General features: G+C 42.0%; 19 protein-coding genes and 1 pseudogene. All 20 read left to right on the forward strand.

The features are described from left to right. Positions 1–1,855 (forward strand): DEAD/DEAH box helicase (locus tag SORDD24_RS11480; protein WP_231082639.1); only part of this gene is annotated, 1,855 nt, incomplete at its 5' end. 47 nt (positions 1,856–1,902) lie between these two features. Further along, the gene (locus tag SORDD24_RS01095; RefSeq protein ID WP_061406743.1) at positions 1,903–2,514 is read left to right on the forward strand and encodes a divisome accessory protein ZapJ; all 612 of its coding nucleotides are present in this window, start codon (positions 1,903–1,905) and stop codon (positions 2,512–2,514) included. A gap of 11 nt (positions 2,515–2,525) precedes the next feature. Beyond that, the gene (gene murC, locus SORDD24_RS01100) at positions 2,526–3,860 is read left to right on the forward strand and encodes a UDP-N-acetylmuramate--L-alanine ligase (protein WP_061406745.1); all 1,335 of its coding nucleotides are present in this window, start codon (positions 2,526–2,528) and stop codon (positions 3,858–3,860) included. 9 nt (positions 3,861–3,869) lie between these two features. Beyond that, the gene (locus SORDD24_RS01105; protein WP_061406747.1) at positions 3,870–4,349 is read left to right on the forward strand and encodes a GNAT family N-acetyltransferase; all 480 of its coding nucleotides are present in this window, start codon (positions 3,870–3,872) and stop codon (positions 4,347–4,349) included. Further along, positions 4,346–4,849, forward strand: a complete 504-nt coding sequence (locus SORDD24_RS01110; protein WP_061406749.1) for a GNAT family N-acetyltransferase — start codon at positions 4,346–4,348, stop codon at positions 4,847–4,849. Before SORDD24_RS01105 ends, SORDD24_RS01110 begins: the two co-directional genes overlap by 4 nt. A gap of 74 nt (positions 4,850–4,923) precedes the next feature. Further along, on the forward strand, positions 4,924–6,675 hold the full coding sequence (gene mltG, locus SORDD24_RS01115) for an endolytic transglycosylase MltG (protein ID WP_081103478.1): 1,752 nt from the start codon (positions 4,924–4,926) through the stop codon (positions 6,673–6,675). Positions 6,676–6,738: 63 nt separating this feature from the next. Then, positions 6,739–7,221, forward strand: a complete 483-nt coding sequence (gene greA / locus SORDD24_RS01120) for a transcription elongation factor GreA (protein ID WP_000818752.1) — start codon at positions 6,739–6,741, stop codon at positions 7,219–7,221. Positions 7,222–7,299: 78 nt separating this feature from the next. Continuing rightward, positions 7,300–8,664 carry an amino acid permease gene (locus SORDD24_RS01125; RefSeq protein WP_061406751.1) on the forward strand — a complete coding sequence of 455 codons (1,365 nt, stop codon included), beginning with the start codon at positions 7,300–7,302 and terminating at the stop codon, positions 8,662–8,664. A gap of 99 nt (positions 8,665–8,763) precedes the next feature. After that, entirely contained in the window at positions 8,764–9,174 is a 411-nt protein-coding gene (locus SORDD24_RS01130) for a GNAT family N-acetyltransferase (protein ID WP_081103479.1), read from the forward strand. A 197-nt stretch (positions 9,175–9,371) separates the two neighbouring features. After that, the gene (locus tag SORDD24_RS01135) at positions 9,372–9,581 is read left to right on the forward strand and encodes a helix-turn-helix transcriptional regulator (protein WP_061406753.1); all 210 of its coding nucleotides are present in this window, start codon (positions 9,372–9,374) and stop codon (positions 9,579–9,581) included. Then, positions 9,571–10,059: a DUF6773 family protein gene (locus SORDD24_RS01140; protein WP_061406755.1), complete on the forward strand. Its 489-nt coding sequence runs from the start codon at positions 9,571–9,573 to the stop codon at positions 10,057–10,059. The genes SORDD24_RS01135 and SORDD24_RS01140 overlap by 11 nt, the downstream gene beginning before the upstream one ends. A gap of 116 nt (positions 10,060–10,175) precedes the next feature. Beyond that, positions 10,176–11,635 (forward strand): annotated as a pseudogene (locus SORDD24_RS01145) (nicotinate phosphoribosyltransferase). Continuing rightward, on the forward strand, positions 11,632–12,456 hold the full coding sequence (gene nadE, locus SORDD24_RS01150) for an ammonia-dependent NAD(+) synthetase (RefSeq protein WP_061406756.1): 825 nt from the start codon (positions 11,632–11,634) through the stop codon (positions 12,454–12,456). Before SORDD24_RS01145 ends, nadE begins: the two are co-directional and overlap by 4 nt. 296 nt (positions 12,457–12,752) lie before the next feature. Next, on the forward strand, positions 12,753–13,304 hold the full coding sequence (locus tag SORDD24_RS01155) for a GNAT family N-acetyltransferase (RefSeq protein WP_061406758.1): 552 nt from the start codon (positions 12,753–12,755) through the stop codon (positions 13,302–13,304). A 163-nt stretch (positions 13,305–13,467) separates the two neighbouring features. Continuing rightward, positions 13,468–14,178: a thiol-disulfide oxidoreductase-associated membrane protein CcdA2 gene (gene ccdA2, locus SORDD24_RS01160; RefSeq protein ID WP_061406761.1), complete on the forward strand. Its 711-nt coding sequence runs from the start codon at positions 13,468–13,470 to the stop codon at positions 14,176–14,178. Positions 14,179–14,191: 13 nt separating this feature from the next. Beyond that, entirely contained in the window at positions 14,192–14,755 is a 564-nt protein-coding gene (locus SORDD24_RS01165) for a redoxin family protein (RefSeq protein ID WP_061406763.1), read from the forward strand. Positions 14,756–14,764: 9 nt separating this feature from the next. Next, positions 14,765–15,877: a peptide-methionine (R)-S-oxide reductase MsrB gene (gene msrB / locus SORDD24_RS01170; RefSeq protein WP_061406764.1), complete on the forward strand. Its 1,113-nt coding sequence runs from the start codon at positions 14,765–14,767 to the stop codon at positions 15,875–15,877. A 70-nt stretch (positions 15,878–15,947) separates the two neighbouring features. Next, a complete protein-coding gene (locus SORDD24_RS01175; RefSeq protein WP_061406766.1) occupies positions 15,948–16,685 on the forward strand; it encodes a response regulator transcription factor in 738 nt (245 codons plus the stop codon). After that, positions 16,682–18,373, forward strand: coding sequence for a cache domain-containing sensor histidine kinase (locus SORDD24_RS01180; protein ID WP_061406769.1), 1,692 nt, complete (start codon positions 16,682–16,684; stop codon positions 18,371–18,373). The genes SORDD24_RS01175 and SORDD24_RS01180 overlap by 4 nt, the downstream gene beginning before the upstream one ends. A gap of 114 nt (positions 18,374–18,487) precedes the next feature. Beyond that, complete coding sequence (locus SORDD24_RS01185) at positions 18,488–19,051, forward strand: TIGR01440 family protein (protein WP_061406771.1); 564 nt, start codon at positions 18,488–18,490, stop codon at positions 19,049–19,051. Positions 19,052–19,150: the final 99 nt, after the last annotated feature.

Consider the following 19,150-nt stretch of genomic DNA (forward strand, 5'->3'; position numbering starts at 1 on the left):
TGATTTTCAGTCTTGGAGACAGGCTTTGAAGCCTGAGGCAGTTTACTCTTTCTTTCACCATACGATTCCTGCTTTTGAGAAGTTGGGTCAAGTTTTCTTGTCTGATGAGATAAATCAGCTCTACAGCCTTCAAACTCCTCAGGTTCAGATTGAGTCCAAGGGAGAACTGCTGGAAATTCAGTTTGACTTCCAAGGGATTGGCCAAGAAGAGATTGATCAAGCTCTTAAAGCCTTAACCAGTAATCAGGATTTCTATATCAGTTCTTCTGATCAAGTATTCTTTTTTGATGAGGAAACCAAGCAGATTCGTCAGAATTTGCAGGAACTGGGTGTTGAACTAAAAGATGGTTCTTTCCAAGCTCGAAAATCTTTAGCTTATAGTCTTTCTCAACTTTTTGAAGGTCGCGATCGGATAGCATTTTCGGAGGAATTTCAGCATTTGGCCCATGATTTGACCCATCCAGAGGACTTTCCTTTAGGAGATGTACAGGTGCAGGCGAGTTTGAGAGACTATCAAGAAAAGGGAGTCCGTTGGCTCCAGATGCTTCATCACTATGGCTTTGGAGGCATCTTGGCAGACGATATGGGGTTGGGAAAAACGCTGCAAACCATTGCTTTTTTGACAAGTCAGGTGACAGAGGATAGTCGTGTCTTGATTTTGGCGCCGTCAGGTTTGATCTACAACTGGGCAGATGAATTCAGGAAATTCGCACCACAATTGGATTTAGCTGTTGTTCATGGTTTGAAAGCAAATCGAGAAGTGATTCTTTCCGAAAATCATCAAGTCTATGTGACTAGCTATGCGAGCTTTCGTCAAGATAGCGAGTTCTATCAAGAGATGTCCTTTGATTTTCTCTTTTTAGATGAGGCCCAGGTCATGAAAAATGCTCACACCAAGATTGCCCAGAGTTTGCGCCAGTTTGTGGTGCCAGCAGTCTTTGCATTGTCAGGTACACCCATAGAAAATCATCTAGGAGAGTTGTGGTCTATCTTTCAAATTGTGCTTCCGGGGCTCTTGCCAAGTAAAAAGGAGTTTATGAAATTACCGGCTGACCGAGTAGCGCAGTTTATCAAGCCTTTTGTCATGAGGCGTAAGAAAGAAGAAGTCCTTACAGAACTGCCTGATTTGATTGAAGTCGTCTATAAAAACGAACTGGAAGATCAGCAGAAGGCCATCTATCTGGCCCAGTTGCAACAGATGCGAGAGCGTCTAGCGCAAGTGACAGATCAAGAATTCCAGAGAAGTCGCGTAGAAATCTTATCTGGTCTCATGCGTTTGCGTCAAATCTGCGATACGCCAGCTCTCTTTATGGACGATTACCATGGCGCCAGCGGTAAACTCGATAGTCTCCGAGATTTATTGCTACAAGTGGTTGATGGTGGCCATCGGGTCTTGATTTTCTCACAATTCAAAGGAATGTTGGAAAAAATCGAGCAAGAACTTCCAGACTTGGGCTTGACTTCTTTCAAAATCACAGGCTCAACTCATGCTCAAGACAGGCAAGAGATGACCAAGGCCTTTAATCAGGGAGAAAGAGACGCCTTTCTCATCTCTCTGAAGGCAGGAGGTGTCGGTCTTAATCTAACGGGAGCTGATACCGTTATCCTAGTGGACCTCTGGTGGAATCCTGCGGTTGAAGCCCAAGCTATCGGACGTGCTCATCGTATGGGACAAGACCAGAAGGTAGAGGTTTATCGCTTGATTTCGAGAGGAACCATTGAAGAAAAAATTCAGGAACTCCAAGAACAGAAAAAACATTTGGTTTCCCAAGTTTTAGATGGTACAGAGTCGCGTGCGAGCCTCAGTCTGGCAGAAATTCGAGAAATTTTAGGGATTTCTGAAGCCAACACTTGAAAAATCAAGACAATACGCTATAATGAAGAGTTGAAAGGAAATACAAAATGAAACAAGATCGATTTCCATTGGTGTCAGATGACGAGATCATGCTGACCGAAATGCCAGTCATGGACTTGTATGATGAGTCTGACTTTATCAGCAATATCAAAGGCGATTACCGAGATAAAAACTATTTAGAATGGTCCCCTATTGTTGAGGAAGCTAGTGTAGTTGCTCCTGTGGTTAGCAAAAAGCCAGAACCAGCTCCAGAGGTAAAAAAAGTTGAAAAGACTTATGCAGAGTTGGCTCGAGAAGAGGCGCGTGCGGATCTAAAAAAGAAACGTTCAGCCAAATACTTGACCCAAGATGTTAGCCATACCAGACGACACAATGGTTCAAAACTTGTTCGTCAGGGAAATCAACCCACAGCGCCATTTCAAAAGGAAAATCCAGGTGAGTTTGCTAAATTTAGCAAAAACTTGAGCCAGTCCCACTATATTTTAGCTGAAGAAGCTGGACAAGTAGCGACTCCGACTTTAGAAAATCAAGCTGGAAAAGCTAAAAAGAACAACTATGATTTTCTGAAGAAGAGCCAGATTTATAATAAAAAGAAAAAGCAATCAGAACAGGAACGTCAGGTTGCCCAAGAGTTGAATCTGACAAGAATTACTGAGTAAGGGAGAAAAGCATGTCAAAGACATATCATTTTATTGGAATTAAAGGATCAGGGATGAGTGCCTTGGCCTTGATGTTGCACCAAATGGGGCATAAGGTTCAAGGTTCAGACGTTGAAAAATATTACTTTACTCAACGTGGACTAGAGCAGGCAGGGATTGCGATTCTTCCTTTTGATGAAAAGAACCTACAAGGTGATGTGGAGATTATCGCGGGAAATGCCTTCCGTCCAGATAACAACGTTGAAATCGCCTATGCAGATCAAAATGGTATCAGCTACAAACGTTACCACGAATTCCTAGGTAGCTTTATGCGCGACTTTGTCAGCATGGGAGTTGCTGGAGCACATGGGAAAACCTCAACAACTGGTATGTTGTCTCATGTTTTGTCTCACATCACAGATACGAGCTTCTTGATTGGTGACGGGACAGGTCGTGGTTCTGAAAATGCCAAATATTTTGTCTTCGAATCAGACGAATACGAGCGCCATTTCATGCCTTATCATCCAGAATACTCTATCATCACCAACATTGACTTTGACCACCCAGACTACTTCACTAGTCTAGAAGATGTTTTCAATGCCTTTAATGACTATGCTAAACAAATCACGAAAGGTTTGTTTATCTACGGTGAGGATGCTGAGTTGCGTAAGATTACAGCCAATGCTCCGATTTACTATTATGGTTTTGAAGCTGAGGGCAATGACTTTGTAGCTAGCGATCTCCTTCGTTCAACAACTGGTTCAACCTTTACTGTTCATTTCCGTGGACAAGAATTGGGTCAATTCCACATTCCAACCTTTGGCCGTCACAATATCATGAACGCGACAGCTGTTATTGGTCTTCTTTACACAGCAGGATTTGATTTGAACTTGGTTCGTGAACACTTGAAAACTTTTGCGGGTGTTAAGCGTCGTTTCACTGAGAAAATCGTTAATGACACGGTAATTATTGATGACTTTGCCCACCATCCAACAGAAATCATTGCGACCTTGGATGCGGCTCGTCAGAAATACCCAAGCAAGGAAATCGTGGCAGTCTTCCAACCGCATACCTTTACAAGAACTATTGCCTTGTTAGATGATTTTGCACAAGCCTTGAATCAAGCAGACGCCGTCTACCTAGCGCAAATCTATGGATCCGCTCGTGAAGTGGACCATGGTGATGTCAAGGTAGAAGACTTAGCCAATAAAATTAACAAGAAACACCAGGTTATCACTGTTGAAAATGTATCGCCACTCCTTGACCATGACAATGCTGTTTACGTCTTTATGGGAGCAGGAGACATCCAAACCTATGAGTACTCATTTGAACGTCTCTTGTCTAACCTGTCAAGCAACGTCCAATAGGAAAAACAAATGGAAATTCCAATCACTATAAGGCAAACTACCTTATCAGATTTAGAAGAAATGTTGGCGATTGAAGAAGCCAATTTTTCAGCAGAAGAGACCCTTAGCCACCAATCCTTAGAAGAGAGTATCCGCAAGTCTGCGGGTACCTTTCTTGTAGCTAGGGATGAAAATCAGCTGGTGGGCTATGTTCTTGGGGCTGAAGTGTCAGAAACACACACTCAAGCACTCCTAAACCTTAAAATCAAGCGTTTAGCCATTCATCCAGACCATCGTGGACAAGGTTTGGGAACTCTTCTTCTTGCAGCCTTGAAACAGGTGACAGTCGAACTAGATTATCAAGGTATTCTTTTGCAGAGTCCTGATGAATTACTATCTTATTTTGAAATGAATGGCTTTGTTGAAGAAGAAGTGACAGGGAGTCAATATGACAGTGGTTCTGAATGGTATATGACTTGGGCTAATCTCTTTTATCAGGAGGAAATATGAAAATCAGACAAGCGAGATTTTCGGATTTGGACCGAATTTTCGAGATAGAGCTAGAGAATTTTTCCCTTGAAGAAGCCATTCCTCGTTCGGTCTTTGAGGCGCATTTACGTGAAATTCAGACCAGCTTTCTCGTCGCTGAAAAAGAAGGACGTGTCCTTGGCTACATTGAAGGTCCAGTCGTCCCACACCGCCATCTCCAAGATCAGTCCTTTACAGAAGAAATAGCGGACCACAGTCACAAATCTGGAGGTTATATCTCTGTTACCTGTCTATCCATTGCTAAAGAAGCACAAGCTTTGGGTGTCGGTAAGAGATTGCTGACGGCCCTAAAAGAAGTGGTTTTAGAGCATGAAAGGGAAGGTATCAACCTGACCTGCCATGACTACTTGATTCCCTATTATGAAAAGCACGGTTTTGTTAATGAAGGAATATCCCAGTCAAGCTTTGCTGGGGAAACATGGTATGATATGGTTTGGCAGCCAGAAAATAAAGAAAACTAGCTAGGGAATGCCCTAGTTGGTTGCTTTTCTGCGACTTTTAAGATATAATATTATGGATTGTCAACAAGGAGGTAATGCTTTTGACTGAAAAATCAAGAGAAGAAGAAAAATTAAGCTTTAAAGAGCAGATTCTACGTGATTTAGAAAGAGTAAAAGAACAAGATAGAAGAGAGAAAGAAGTAGAGATTCCAAATCTGACGGCTTCATCATCTCCAGCTAGTTCAGCAACTCCTTCAGATCTTGAACCAGAAACATCAACAGAAGAGTTGATGGCTGATTCCCTGTCTGTTGTCGATAAAATTCTAAAGAATGCACCAAGTGTTCCTCCACTTTCAAGTGCTAGAACTGATGAAACGGATGACCAAGAAGAGAAAGAGATTAGACAGCCTATCATTGATAAGATTGAAGTTGTAGAATCTGAAGAACCGATTGTAGAACCGAGTCAGGTAACTGAAGAACCTGTTGTGGAGCCAGTCCAACCTAAGGTTGAACCAGTTGAACTCAAATCGCAAGAAAAAGAGTTTAACGAAATTCCGACTAAGGTTGCCGTAACCTATAAAACAGAAGACAAGAAAGAGGAAATCACCCCAGATATGCCTGAAAGAGTTGAGCCTGTTTCTACAGAATCTGGCAGTGGGTTAGCTGATGCTCCACGTCGTAGTCGTCGTCAAGGTACAACATCAACTAAGAAAAAGAAAAAATCAAAAGCCAAAGGTTGCCTAGTAACAGTTCTAGTTCTCCTAGTACTCGTTGCAGTTGGTGGATATTTTGGTTATGGTTATGTTCAAGATTCCTTGAAACCAGTTGATGCGAGCTCTAAGGACTACGTAACGGTTCAAATCCCAGACGGTGCAAATGTTCAAGAAATTGGAAGCACCTTGGAAAAATCTGGTTTGGTTAAACATGGACTTATCTTTAGTCTTTATGCTAAATACTATAGCCATGCTAACTTGAAGTCAGGTTATTACAACTTGAAGAAGAGTATGAGTACGGATGAGTTGATTCAAGAATTAGAAAAAGGTGGGACTCCTGAAGCTCAGGCACCTGTTCTTGCAAACTTGACAATTCCAGAAGGCTATACATTAGAGCAAATCGCTCAAACAGTAGGACAACTTCAAGGTGAATTTAAAGAACCTCTTACTGCGGATGCTTTCTTGGCAAAAGCTCAAGATGAGACCTTTATCTCACAATTAGTAGCCAAGTATCCAAACCTACTTGGAAGTCTTCCAACAAAAGACAGTGGCGTTCGTTATCGTCTTGAAGGCTACCTTTTCCCAGCAACCTATACGATCAAAGACGGCACAACTGTTGAAAGTTTGATTGATGAGATGGTGGCTGCTATGGATAAGGCTATGTCACCATATTACGCTACGATCAAAGAAAAGAATCTGACAGTTAATGAATTGCTCAGCATTGCTTCTCTTGTCGAAAAAGAAGGTGCTAAGACCGAAGACCGCAAGAAAATCGCAGGTGTCTTCTATAACCGTTTGAATGTCGGCATGCCACTTCAAAGCAACATTGCTATCCTGTATGCTGAAGGCAAACTTGGTCAAAAGATTAGTTTAGCTGATGACGCTACAATTGATACAAATATCGACTCACCATACAATGTCTATACGCACCTTGGCCTCATGCCTGGACCGGTTGATAGCCCAAGTTTAGATGCGATTGAAGCAAGTGTAAATCAGACAAAGAGTGACTACTTGTACTTTGTAGCCAATGTAGAAGATGGTAAAGTATACTTTGCAACAACCAAAGAAGAACATGATCAAAATGTTGCAGAGCATATCAATAGCAAATTACCCCAATCAAGTAGTTCAAACTAAAATTATGTGGTTTTCCACATAATTTTGTTTTAAAAACCTAATAGAAAAAGAAAGTTGAGAAAAATGGCAGAAAAAACTTACCCAATGACCCTTGAAGAAAAGGAAAAACTTGAAAAAGAATTAGAAGAATTGAAACTCGTTCGTCGTCCCGAAGTTGTAGAGCGTATCAAAATCGCTCGTTCATACGGAGACCTTTCAGAAAACAGTGAATATGAAGCAGCAAAAGATGAACAAGCCTTTGTTGAAGGACAAATCTCTAGTTTGGAAACAAAGATTCGCTATGCTGAAATCGTCAACAGCGATGCAGTTGCACTGGATGAAGTTGCGATTGGTAAGACTGTAACTATCCAAGAAGTCGGTGAAGACGATGAAGAAGTTTACATCATCGTTGGTTCTGCGGGTGCAGATGCTTTTGCTGGTAAAGTATCAAATGAGAGTCCGATTGGACAAGCCTTGATTGGTAAAAAGACTGGAGATACAGCAACCATCGAGACACCAGTTGGCAGCTATCAAGTAAAAATTTTGAAGGTTGAAAAAACAGCTTAATGAGAATAAAAAGGAGTAGGGGAGGCTTTTCGCCTCGTTCAACTCCTTTTTGGTTTTTTAGATGAAATGGGGGACTATATGAGTGAATACAAGAAGAAAAATAAAATGGAGCGTGGATTAACCAATCGCCATGTTCAGGTGATGGCCATTGCGGGAACAATCGGAACAGGACTTTTCCTAGGTGCTGGTCGCTCTATCAGCCTTACAGGACCTTCGATCATCCTGATTTATATGATTACAGGAGCCTTTATGTTTTTGATGATGAGAGCTGTTGGGGAGATGCTGTATCAGGATCCAGAACAGCATACCTTTATCAACTTTATCACCCGTCATTTGGGGAAAGGCTGGGGATATTTTTCAGTTTGGTCTTATTGGTTGTCTGTTGTCTTTATCGGTATGGCAGAAATCACTGCCATCTCAGACTATGTCCGCTTCTGGTTCCCTACCTGGCCTAGCTGGATGATTCAGCTTGTCTTTTTAACGATTTTGGCGTTGGTCAATCTGATTGCAGTTAAGCTCTTTGGCGAAGTCGAGTTTTGGTTTGCTATGGTCAAGATTGTGGTGATTTTAGCCATGATTGCAACTGGGATCTTTATGGTTTTGACAGGCTTTAAGACACCGCATGGTGTTGCAAGTTTGGCAAATATCAGTGACCAATTCTCTCTTTTTCCAAACGGAGTTATGAACTTTGTCATGGCCTTTCAAATGGTATTTTTTGCCTATCTGATGATTGAGTTTATTGGGGTGACAACTTCTGAAACAAAGAACCCTCGTCAGGTCTTGCCCAAAGCTGTTAAGGAAATTCCTCTCAGAATTATCTTCTTCTATGGGGGAGCTCTCATTGCGATTATGGCCATTATTCCTTGGTCTTATCTTAATTCTTCAGATTCTCCATTTGTAACGGTTTTTGAACTGGCGGGAATCAAGTGGGCAGCAGCTCTAATCAACTTTGTTGTCTTGACCTCAGCGGCGTCTGCTCTTAACTCAACTCTCTACTCAACAGGGAGACACTTATATCAGATTGCCCATGATTCGCCCAATCGTTTCTTAAAGGCCATCAAGGTCGATACCCTTTCTCGCCACAATGTTCCACAAAATGCCATCATCGCCTCAGCGATCTTGATTGCTCTCGCTGCCTTTATCAATGTGTTGCCAGGTGTTTCAGATGCTTTTGCTTTGATCACAGCATCCTCATCAGGTGTTTATATCGCTATTTATATCTTGATTATGGTGGCTCATCTAAAATACCGCAAGTCACAAGATTTCATGGCTGATGGCTACCTCATGCCTCAGTATCGCTTGCTTAATCCCCTAACCATCCTCTTTTTTGTCTTTGTTTTTGTGACTCTCTTTTTGCAAGAGTCGACTTTCATGGGGGCAGTTGGTTCTGCTATTTGGATCCTTGTTTTTGGGATTTATAGTCAGTGGAAATTTAGAAAATAAATCATGAACTCATCAACTCTGCTTGGTGAGTTTTTCTAGTTTGACAGTCCATCGAAATAAGACTATAATCAAGCTGTAGCAGTTTATTAGGAGGTTTGAATGCACGTTAGATTGGAAAATAAGGAATCACATAAAGCGCAAGAAATTGGGACTTTGATTCGTGCTTATAATCGTTCCAAAAGAGAAGAGGCTGAGAGCGAGCCACTGAATCTTTATCTCGAAGACGAAAAGGGCAATCTCATGGCGGGCTTAGTAGCTGAGACTTTCGGAAATTGGCTGGAAATCGAATATTTGTTTGTGAAAGAGGAGCTACGAGGACAAGGAATTGGTTCGAAACTACTGCAACAAGCAGAAAATGAAGCTAAGAATCGAAATTGTCGTTTTGCTTTTGTCAATACCTACCAGTTTCAAGCCCCAGATTTTTATCTAAGTCATGGCTACAAGGAAGTTTTTACCTTGCAAGACTATCCCTACACAGGACAAAGATACTATTACCAGAAGAATTTGTGACCTAGACTTCTTTCCTTTGAAGAGGAGCTTAGCTAAGTATCAAAAAAGAACGAATACTCTTTATCATGTAAGATGATAGAGAGTTTTTTGTTAATAAAATCTTACAAAATGAAATTTATATATTGCATTAAGTCAGATATATGGTATAATGTTTTTAAAAGAAGCGCAACTTTTTAAAAATTATAAGGAGGACGCTAGTGACTAAAAATTTAAAATTAAAACTAGCTCGGGTGGAGCATGATTTAACACAAGGGGATTTGGCAGAGGCTGTGGGTGTTACGAGGCAGACTATAGGCTTGATAGAAGCAGGGAAATACAATCCTAGTCTCTCCCTCTGCCAGTCTATTTGCAGATGCTTAGGCAAAACTTTAGATCAATTATTTTGGGAGGAAGAAGATGAAAAATAGATTTTTTTATTATCATTTATTAGACGAAAGAGAAGAACAACTGTTTAACAAAGCTGGGACAGAGACTTTTTATATGTTTATCGGGCTCATTCTGCTAAGTTATTTGGTGGCTGTATTAGCACCTGCTCTTTTTAATCCTGATATTCTTCTGGTTACTCTTCTTTTAGGAATTTTCTTCTTTTTCAATCGTGCACGACAACTTGGAGTGACCTACTATAGTCGTTTTCATTTTACGATTGTAGGGTGTTTGCTGGTAACTCTCGCTATTACGACTCTTTTGATGTTACAGAATTATCAATTTAACATAGAAATTTATCAGCACAATCCTTTGAATTTTAAATATCTGTCTGCTTGGATCCTTACTTATCTGATTTACCTTCCTTGGGTTTTTATCGGCAATCTCGGCCTTAAAAGTTATGGCGAATGGGCTCAAAAAAAGTTTGAGCAAGATATGGATGAACTGGAGAACGGAGAATAGCTTGTTAGCTTTTTATCAATATCGGTAAAATGTGTTATAATAGTACTAATTTATCGGATGGTGTGAAAGTGGTAGAATACGTTCATACCTTTGTAAAGTAGGAAGAAGGAAAACAGATGTATCCAGATGATAGTTTGACATTGCACACGGACTTGTACCAGATCAATATGATGCAAGTTTACTTTGACCAAGGAATTCACAATAAAAAGGCGGTTTTTGAAGTTTATTTCCGCCAGCAACCTTTTAACAACGGTTATGCAGTTTTCGCTGGCTTGGAAAGAATTGTACATTATCTTAAAGACTTGCGTTTTTCAGACAGTGATATTGCCTACTTAGAGACGCTTGGGTATCATGGAGAATTCTTGGATTACCTACGAAATCTCAAGTTAGAACTAACGGTTCGTTCTGCCCAGGAAGGGGACTTGGTTTTTGCTAATGAGCCGATTGTGCAGGTTGAAGGACCTCTAGCCCAATGTCAATTGGTCGAAACGGCTCTCTTAAACATCGTTAACTTTCAAACCTTGATAGCGACCAAGGCAGCACGTATTCGTTCAGTCATTGAAGATGAGCCTTTGATGGAATTCGGGACACGTCGTGCGCAAGAAATGGATGCAGCTATCTGGGGAACACGCGCAGCTGTGATTGGTGGAGCCAACGGGACTAGCAATGTGCGAGCAGGGAAGCTCTTTGGCATTCCTGTCTTGGGTACTCATGCTCATGCCTTGGTACAGGTTTATGGAAACGACTATGAGGCCTTTAAGGCCTATGCTTCAACCCATCGTGACTGTGTCTTTTTAGTAGATACATATGATACGCTTCGCATCGGTGTGCCAGCTGCCATTCAGGTTGCTCGTGAACTGGGAGACAAGATTAATTTTAAAGGCGTTCGTATTGACTCGGGGGATATAGCCTATATTTCCAAGAAAGTTCGTCAACAGTTAGATGTGGCTGGATATCCAGATGCCAAAATTTACGCTTCCAATGACCTCGATGAAAATACCATCCTTAACCTCAAAATGCAACACGCTAAGATTGACGTTTGGGGGTGGGTACCAAGCTGATTACGGCCTATGACCAGCCAGCCCTTGGAGCGGTTTATAAGATTGTAGCTATCGAAGATGAAACTGGTAAGATGCGCAATACCATCAAGCTTTCAAGCAATGCTGAAAAAGTATCGACACCAGGTAAGAAGCAAGTATGGCGGATTACCAGTCGTGAAAAAGGCAAGTCTGAAGGTGACTACATTACTTATGATGGCGTGGATGTTGCCAGCATGACAGAAATCAAAATGTTCCATCCGACCTATACTTACATCAAGAAGACCGTTCGAAATTTTGATGCTGTTCCTCTCTTGGTGGACATCTTCAAAGCAGGGAAATTAGTTTACGATTTGCCTAGTTTGACAGAAATTCAGGCATATGCTCGCAAGGAATTTGACAAGCTATGGGATGAGTACAAGCGCGTGCTTAATCCGCAGCACTATCCAGTGGACTTGGCGCGTGATATTTGGCAAGATAAGATGGACTTGATTGACAAGATGCGCAAGGAAGCCCTTGGCGAAGGAGAAGAAGAATGAGTTTGCAAGAGACCATCATCCAGCAACTAGGTGTCAAGCCAGTTATTGAAGCCCAGGAAGAAATTCGTCGTTCGATTGACTTCTTAAAAAAATACCTGAAAAAACACTCTTTCCTTAAAACCTTTGTACTAGGAATTTCTGGAGGACAAGACTCAACCTTAGCGGGGCGTTTGGCGCAATTAGCTATGGAAGAAATGCGAGCAGAAACTAGAGATGACAGCTACAAATTTATCGCTGTTCGGCTCCCTTATGGAGTCCAAGCTGACGAAGCGGATGCTCAAAAAGCCCTCGCTTTCATCCAACCAGATGTCAGTCTAGTTGTAAATATCAAGGAATCAGCTGATGCCATGACAGCTGCAGTTGAAGCGACAGGAAGTCCTGTTTCAGACTTTAACAAAGGCAATATTAAAGCTCGTAGTCGTATGATTGCCCAATATGCCCTTGCGGGTGCCCATAGCGGAGCGGTCATTGGAACAGACCACGCTGCGGAAAATATCACAGGTTTCTTTACCAAGTTTGGTGATGGCGGTGCGGATATTCTCCCACTTTATCGCCTCAATAAACGCCAAGGGAAACAACTCTTAATCGAGCTTGGAGCAGATCCTGCCCTCTATGAAAAAGTACCCATCGCAGACCTCGAAGAAGATAAGCCGGGCATGGCTGACGAAGTCGCTCTTGGAGTCACTTACAATGAAATTGATGACTACCTAGAAGGCAAAACCATCAGTCCAGAAGCCCAAGCAATCATCGAAAACTGGTGGCACAAAGGCCAACACAAACGCCACTTACCAATCACCGTATTTGATGACTTTTGGGAGTAAAAAGGTCCGGGGGACCTTTTTAGCCCGAGTCTAGAAACGAGAAAGCGAGGCAGATTCTGTAACTCGTAGAGTTCGATTTCCTTGTCTCACCTCCGCAACGATGACTAGGTTTGAAAAAGCTTGGTAAAGCGCATTTCAAACCAGACAGCGACTGCGTCAAGTAACTAGATGAAAAACTTGTTTTCTAGCTGTTACTGAGTATAGTCATTTTACCCTGAGCCTAGAAATGAGAAAGCGAGGAAGGCCCGGGGAACCTTTTTAGCTTGAGCCTTAAGCTTAGAAAGCGAGGTAACATTATGAAAGCAACCGGTACGCAAATATTACAGACAGAACGTTTGATTTTGAGACGATTTGTGGAAAGTGATGCAGAAGCCATGTTTGAAAATTGGGCTTCATCTGCTGAGAATCTTGTCTATGTCACTTGGGATCCCCATCCGAATCTTGACGTGACTCGAAACTCGATTCGCAATTGGGTTGCCTCCTACGCCAATCCCAACTATTACAAATGGGCCATTTGTCTCAAAGAAGATCCTGAGCATGTGATAGGAGATATCAGCATCGTTGAGATGAATGAGAAAGATTCAAGTTGTGAAATTGGCTATATTTTAGGGAAAAATTATTGGGGTCGTGGTATGATGACGGAGGCCTTGAAAGCTGTACTAGACTTCTGTTTTACTCAAGCAGGTTTTCCAAAAGTCAGAGCTCGTTACGCCAGTCTCAACCCAGCTTCAGGCCGTGTGATGGAAAAAGCGGGAATGCCTTATCTAAAAACTATTGCCCATGGTGTGGAGAGAAAAGACTACGTTGCGGACCTTATTTATTACCAGATAAGCAGAGAAGACAGATGATTTTCTTTTCTGTTTCCATCAAAGTCAGACCTTGTCTGGCTTTTTTTGTACCATATTTCTGAATAAACTGATTAAATTCCTATTTTTTCCTATCATTATCCCTGTTTTTTCTGGAGTTTTGGAGCTATAATAGTCCTATCAAATCAAAGAATGGAGGAAGGTAATGGATACGATTATCTTTTTTATCAGTGTTTTTCTTGCTGGAATTCTTTCCTTCTTTTCTCCTTGTATTTTACCCTTGTTACCGGTCTATGCAGGGGTCTTGTTGGATGACAAAGATGGTGCTCAGGCTTCTAGCGGAAAAATTTCAATCTCACTTGTTAGTTTATTGCGAACTCTGGCCTTTATAGCGGGGATTTCTTTTATCTTTATCTTACTAGGCTATGGAGCTGGTTTTTTAGGCAATTTGCTGTATGCTTCTTGGTTTCAGTATGTGACGGGTGCGGTTATCATTCTCTTGGGCTTGCACCAGATGGAAGTTTTACATTTGCAGGGGCTCTACAAGGAAAGAAGGCTACAATTAAAGAGACAGGGGCAAAAGGGTAACGGCTATAGTCAGGCATTTTTACTGGGGTTAACCTTTAGTTTTGCTTGGACGCCATGTGTAGGTCCGGTTCTGGGGTCTGTTTTGGCCTTAGCGGCTTCAGGTGGCTCAGGTGCTTGGCAGGGAGCTGGTCTCATGTTGGTTTATACGCTAGGTTTGGCGCTACCATTTTTGGTTCTAGCTCTCGCCTCCAGCTATGTTTTGAAACATTTCCGAAAACTCCATCCCTACCTCGGAACCCTCAAAAAAGTGGGTGGTTTCCTCATTATCGTAATGGGAATCTTGGTGCTTTTGGGAAATGCTTCCATTTTGACTACATTATTTGAATAGAGAGGAAAAAGAAATGAAAAAATGGCAAACATGTCTCCTTGGAGTAGGTTCAATCTGTTGCTTGGCAGCCTGTTCGGCTAAAAACATGTCAGATGAAGCTACTATGAAGGAGCAATCCAAAACAGAACAAGTCAGCTCGCAAACTGCCACCAAGGGTCAGGCGGTTGCTGATTTTGAACTAACAGGAGTAGATGGTAAGACTTATCGTTTATCTGACTACAAAGGCAAGAAAGTCTATCTTAAATTCTGGGCTTCTTGGTGTTCCATCTGTCTGGCTAGCCTTCCAGATACGGACGAAATCGCTAAAGAAGCTGGTGATGATTATGTGGTCTTGACGGTAGTGTCACCTGGACACAAGGGAGAACAAGCGGAAGCAGACTTTAAGAACTGGTACAAGGGATTGGATTATAAAAATTTACCGGTTTTAATTGATCCGTCGGGCAAACTTTTGGAAAGTTATGGTGTTCGTTCTTACCCCACTCAAGCCTTTATAGACAAGGAAGGCAAGCTGGTCAAAACGCAACCAGGTTTTATGGATAAGGATATGATTTTAAAAACATTAAAGGAAATGGGGTAGAGAAAGGCTATGAATGATAAAGTAAAATTGTTTGTCTTGGCAGGGGTCATTCTCCTAGCCCTAATCGGTTTCTATTTTCTATTGATGCGAAATGCAGGGCAGACAGATACGTCGCAAATTGAGAAAGCGTCAGTTAGTCAAGGAGGAAAAACAGTGAAAAAAACAGAAAATAGTACAGACGCAGACTTGCACGAAATTTATCTAGCAGGGGGATGTTTCTGGGGAGTGGAGGAATACTTCTCACGCGTGCCTGGAGTGACAGATGCCGTTTCAGGCTATGCAAATGGTAGAGGGGAAACAACCAAGTACGAATTGATCAACCAAACAGGTCATGCGGAAACCGTCCATGTCACTTATGATGCTAATCAAATTTCCCTCAAAGAAATTCTTCTTCATTACTTCCGCATTATCAATCCAACCAGCAAAAATAAACAAGGAAATGATGTGGGGACCCAGTACCGTACTGGTGTTTATTACGCAGATGACAAGGATTTGGAAGTAATCAACCAAGTCTTTGATGAGGTGGCTAAGAAATACGACCAGCCTTTGGCAGTTGAAAAGGAGGCCTTGAAGAATTTTGTGGTGGCTGAGGACTATCACCAAGACTACCTCAAGAAAAATCCAAATGGCTACTGTCATATCAATGTTAATCAGGCTGCCTACCCCGTCATCGATTCCAGCAAATATCCTAAACCAAGCGATGAAGAGTTGAAAAAGACCTTGTCACCTGAGGAGTATGCCGTTACCCAGAAAAATCAAACAGAACGAGCTTTTTCAAACCGCTATTGGGATAAATTTGAATCTGGTATCTATGTGGATGTGGCAACTGGCGAACCCCTCTTTTCATCAAAGGATAAGTTTGAGTCTGGTTGCGGATGGCCTAGTTTCACCCAACCAATTAGTCCAGATGTTGCCACTTACAAGGAAGATAAGTCCTACAATATGACGCGCATGGAAGTGAGAAGCCGAGTTGGAGATTCTCACCTTGGCCATGTCTTTACAGATGGGCCTCAGGACAAGGGTGGCTTACGCTACTGTATCAATAGTCTCTCTATCCGCTTTATTCCCAAAGACCAAATGGAAGAAAAAGGCTATGCCTATTTACTAGATTATGTTGATTAAGAAGTCTTTCCTAAGCAGTTAGAGGAGAATTTTGCTATACTGATACTAGTAAGTGACAAAGGAGCAGAGCATGACCTACACAATCTTAATCGTAGAAGATGAATATCTGGTAAGACAAGGCTTGAGCAAGCTGGTCAATGTAGCAGCCTACGATATGGAAATCATCGGTCAGGCTGAAAATGGAAGACAGGCTTGGGACTTGATTCAAAGGCAGGTGCCAGATATCATTTTAACTGATATCAATATGCCTCAGCTAAATGGCATCCAGTTGGCCAGTCTGGTACGAGAAACCTATCCTCAGGTGCATCTGGTATTTTTGACGGGTTATGATGATTTTGATTATGCCTTGTCTGCTGTCAAACTCGGTGTAGATGATTACCTGCTCAAACCCTTTTCTCGTCAGGATATTGAGGAAATGTTAGGGAAAATCAAGCAAAAACTAGACAAGGAAGAAAAGGAAGAACAGTTACAAGATTTACTGACCGATAAGTTTGAAGGAAACATAGCCCAGAAGATCCAGTCCCATCTAGCTGATAGTCAATTCAGTTTAAAGAGCTTGGCCAGTGACTTGGGCTTTAGTTCGACTTATCTGAGTTCCTTGATTAAGAAAGAGTTGGGCCTACCTTTTCAGGATTATTTGGTGAGAGAACGTGTCAAACAAGCCAAGCTCTTGCTTCTGACCACAGATTTAAAGATTTATGAGATTGCAGAAAAGGTTGGTTTTGAAGATATGAACTACTTTACACAACGTTTTAAACAGATTGCAGGTGTGACACCTCGTCAGTTTAAGAAGGGAGAAGGTCGATGAAGCGTTCTTCACTCCTAGTAAGAATGGTTATTTCCATCTTTCTGGTCTTTCTCATTCTACTAGCTATGGTTGGGACTTTCTACTATCAATCGAGTTCATCAGCCATTGAGGCCACTATAGAGGGCAATAGCCAAACGACCATCAGTCAAACTAGCCACTTTATCCAGTCTTATATTAAAAAATTAGAAAACACCTCTACTAGTTTGACCCAGCAGAAGGATGTCCTAGCCTATACTGAGAATCCCAGTCAAGACAAGGTCGAGGAAATCCGAGATCTATTTTTGACCATCTTAAAGGCAGACCAGGACTTGAAAACGGTGGTTTTGGTAACCAAGTCTGGTCAGGTCATTTCCACTGATGACAGTGTACAGATGAAAACTTCCTCAGATATGATGGCTGAGGATTGGTACCAAAAGGCCATTCATCAGGGGGCTAAGCCAGTTTTAACCCCAGCTCGTAAATCAGACAGCCAGTGGGTCATTTCTGTCACTCAGGAACTGGTTGATGCAGAGGGGGCCAATCTTGGAGTGCTTCGATTAGACATTTCTTACGAAACCTTGGAAGCCTATCTCAACCAACTCCAGTTAGGCCAGCAGGGTTTTGCCTTTATCATCAATGAAAATCATGAATTTGTCTACCATCCTAAACGTACTGTCTATAGCTCAGCGAGTGAAATGGAGGCCATGAAACCCTATATTGAGACAGGGCAGGGTTATACTCCAGACCACCAATCCTATGTGAGTCAGGAAAAGATTGCAGGAACTGATTGGACGGTTATAGGCGTGTCTTCGTTGGAGAAGTTAGACCAGGTTCGGAGTCAACTCATGTGGACCTTGCTTGCTGCTAGTGCCTTATCTCTTCTTGCCTGTCTCTGCTTGGTGTGGTTCAGTCTCAAACGCTGGATTGCGCCTTTGAAGAACCTGAGAGAAACCATGCTGGAAATTGCTTCTGGTGGTCAGAATCTGCGTGCCAAGGAAACTGGTGCCCATGAACTGAGAGAAGTGACTCGCCAGTTCAATGCTATGTTGGATCAGATTGATCAGTTGATGGCAGATGTTCGCAGGCAGGAAGAAACGACCCGTCAGTATGAACTTCAAGCCTTGTCAAGTCAGATCAATCCGCATTTTCTCTATAATACTTTGGACACTATCATCTGGATGGCTGAATTTCAGGATAGTCAGCGAGTGGTTCAGGTGACCAAGTCCTTGGCAACCTATTTCCGCTTGGCGCTCAATCAAGGAAAGGACTTGATTTTCCTGTCTGATGAAATCAATCATGTCCGCCAGTACCTCTTTATCCAGAAACAACGTTATGGGGATAAGCTGGAATATGAAATTGATGAAAATTCTGTCTTTGATAATTTAGTATTGCCTAAACTGGTGCTACAACCCCTTGTAGAAAATGCCCTTTATCACGGCATCAAGGAAAAGGAAGGCAAGGGGCATATTAGGCTTTCAGTGGAGAAAGAGGAATCAGGTCTAATCATTATCATAGAGGATGATGGTGTGGGTTTCCAAGTTGCAGATAAGAGTAGTCAGTCCCAGCTCAAACGTGGGGGAGTAGGGCTCAAAAATGTTGACCAACGTCTCAAACTTCACTTTGGAGAAGATTACCAAATGAAGATTGATTCTATTCCCTCAAAAGGTACGACGGTTAAAATATACATAAATGGAATAGAAACTAGCTAACTCCCAGTCAATTCTGGGAGTTTTATGCGTAATTGGGCAAGCTTTCTAGGTTGTCTATCTTGCTAAAACGTAGAAAAAACGATATGATAGATAATGACAAAAGAGGTATCAAGTATGAAGGAAAAAGATATTCAAAGAGCAACAAGCCAGATTGTTGAAGATGTGTTAGAAAAGGCTAATTTGAAGCAAGGAGCTATCTTTGTTTTGGGCCTTTCTTCTAGTGAGGTTATAGGTGGTCAGATTGGCAAGGAATCCAGTCAAGAAATTGGGGAAATCATTGTGAAAACCATCCTAGATATCCTAGAGGATAAAGGAATTCATCTAGCTGTTCAAGGTTGTGAACATGTCAATCGAGCTCTCGTTGTTGAACGTCAGGTGGCAGAGCAGTTTGGTCTGGAAATGGTCAGCGTCCTTCCTACTCTCCATGCAGGAGGTTCAGGTCAGTTGGCAGCCTTCAAGTTTATGCAGGATCCAGTAGAGGTTGAATTTATCAAGGCCCATGCTGGATTGGATATCGGAGACACTGCCATTGGCATGCATGTCAAGCATGTTCAGGTTCCGATTCGACCAGTTTTGCGTGAGATTGGGCACGCCCACGTAATGGCTCTAGCTAGCCGTCCAAAACTCATTGGTGGTGCGCGTGCGCAGTATCCACAAGATTCTATCAGAAAGTCGTGAACTTATTCTGTAGTAACAGAAGAAAAGTAAAAGACAGAGGAAAAATGGTATAGATACCAGGACTTCCTCTGTTATTTTTTTGTTGAATTTTTGTGTAAA

Origin of the sequence: Streptococcus oralis (genome assembly GCF_001579175.1) — a bacterium.
GTDB classification, from domain to species: Bacteria; Bacillota; Bacilli; order Lactobacillales; family Streptococcaceae; genus Streptococcus; species Streptococcus oralis_O.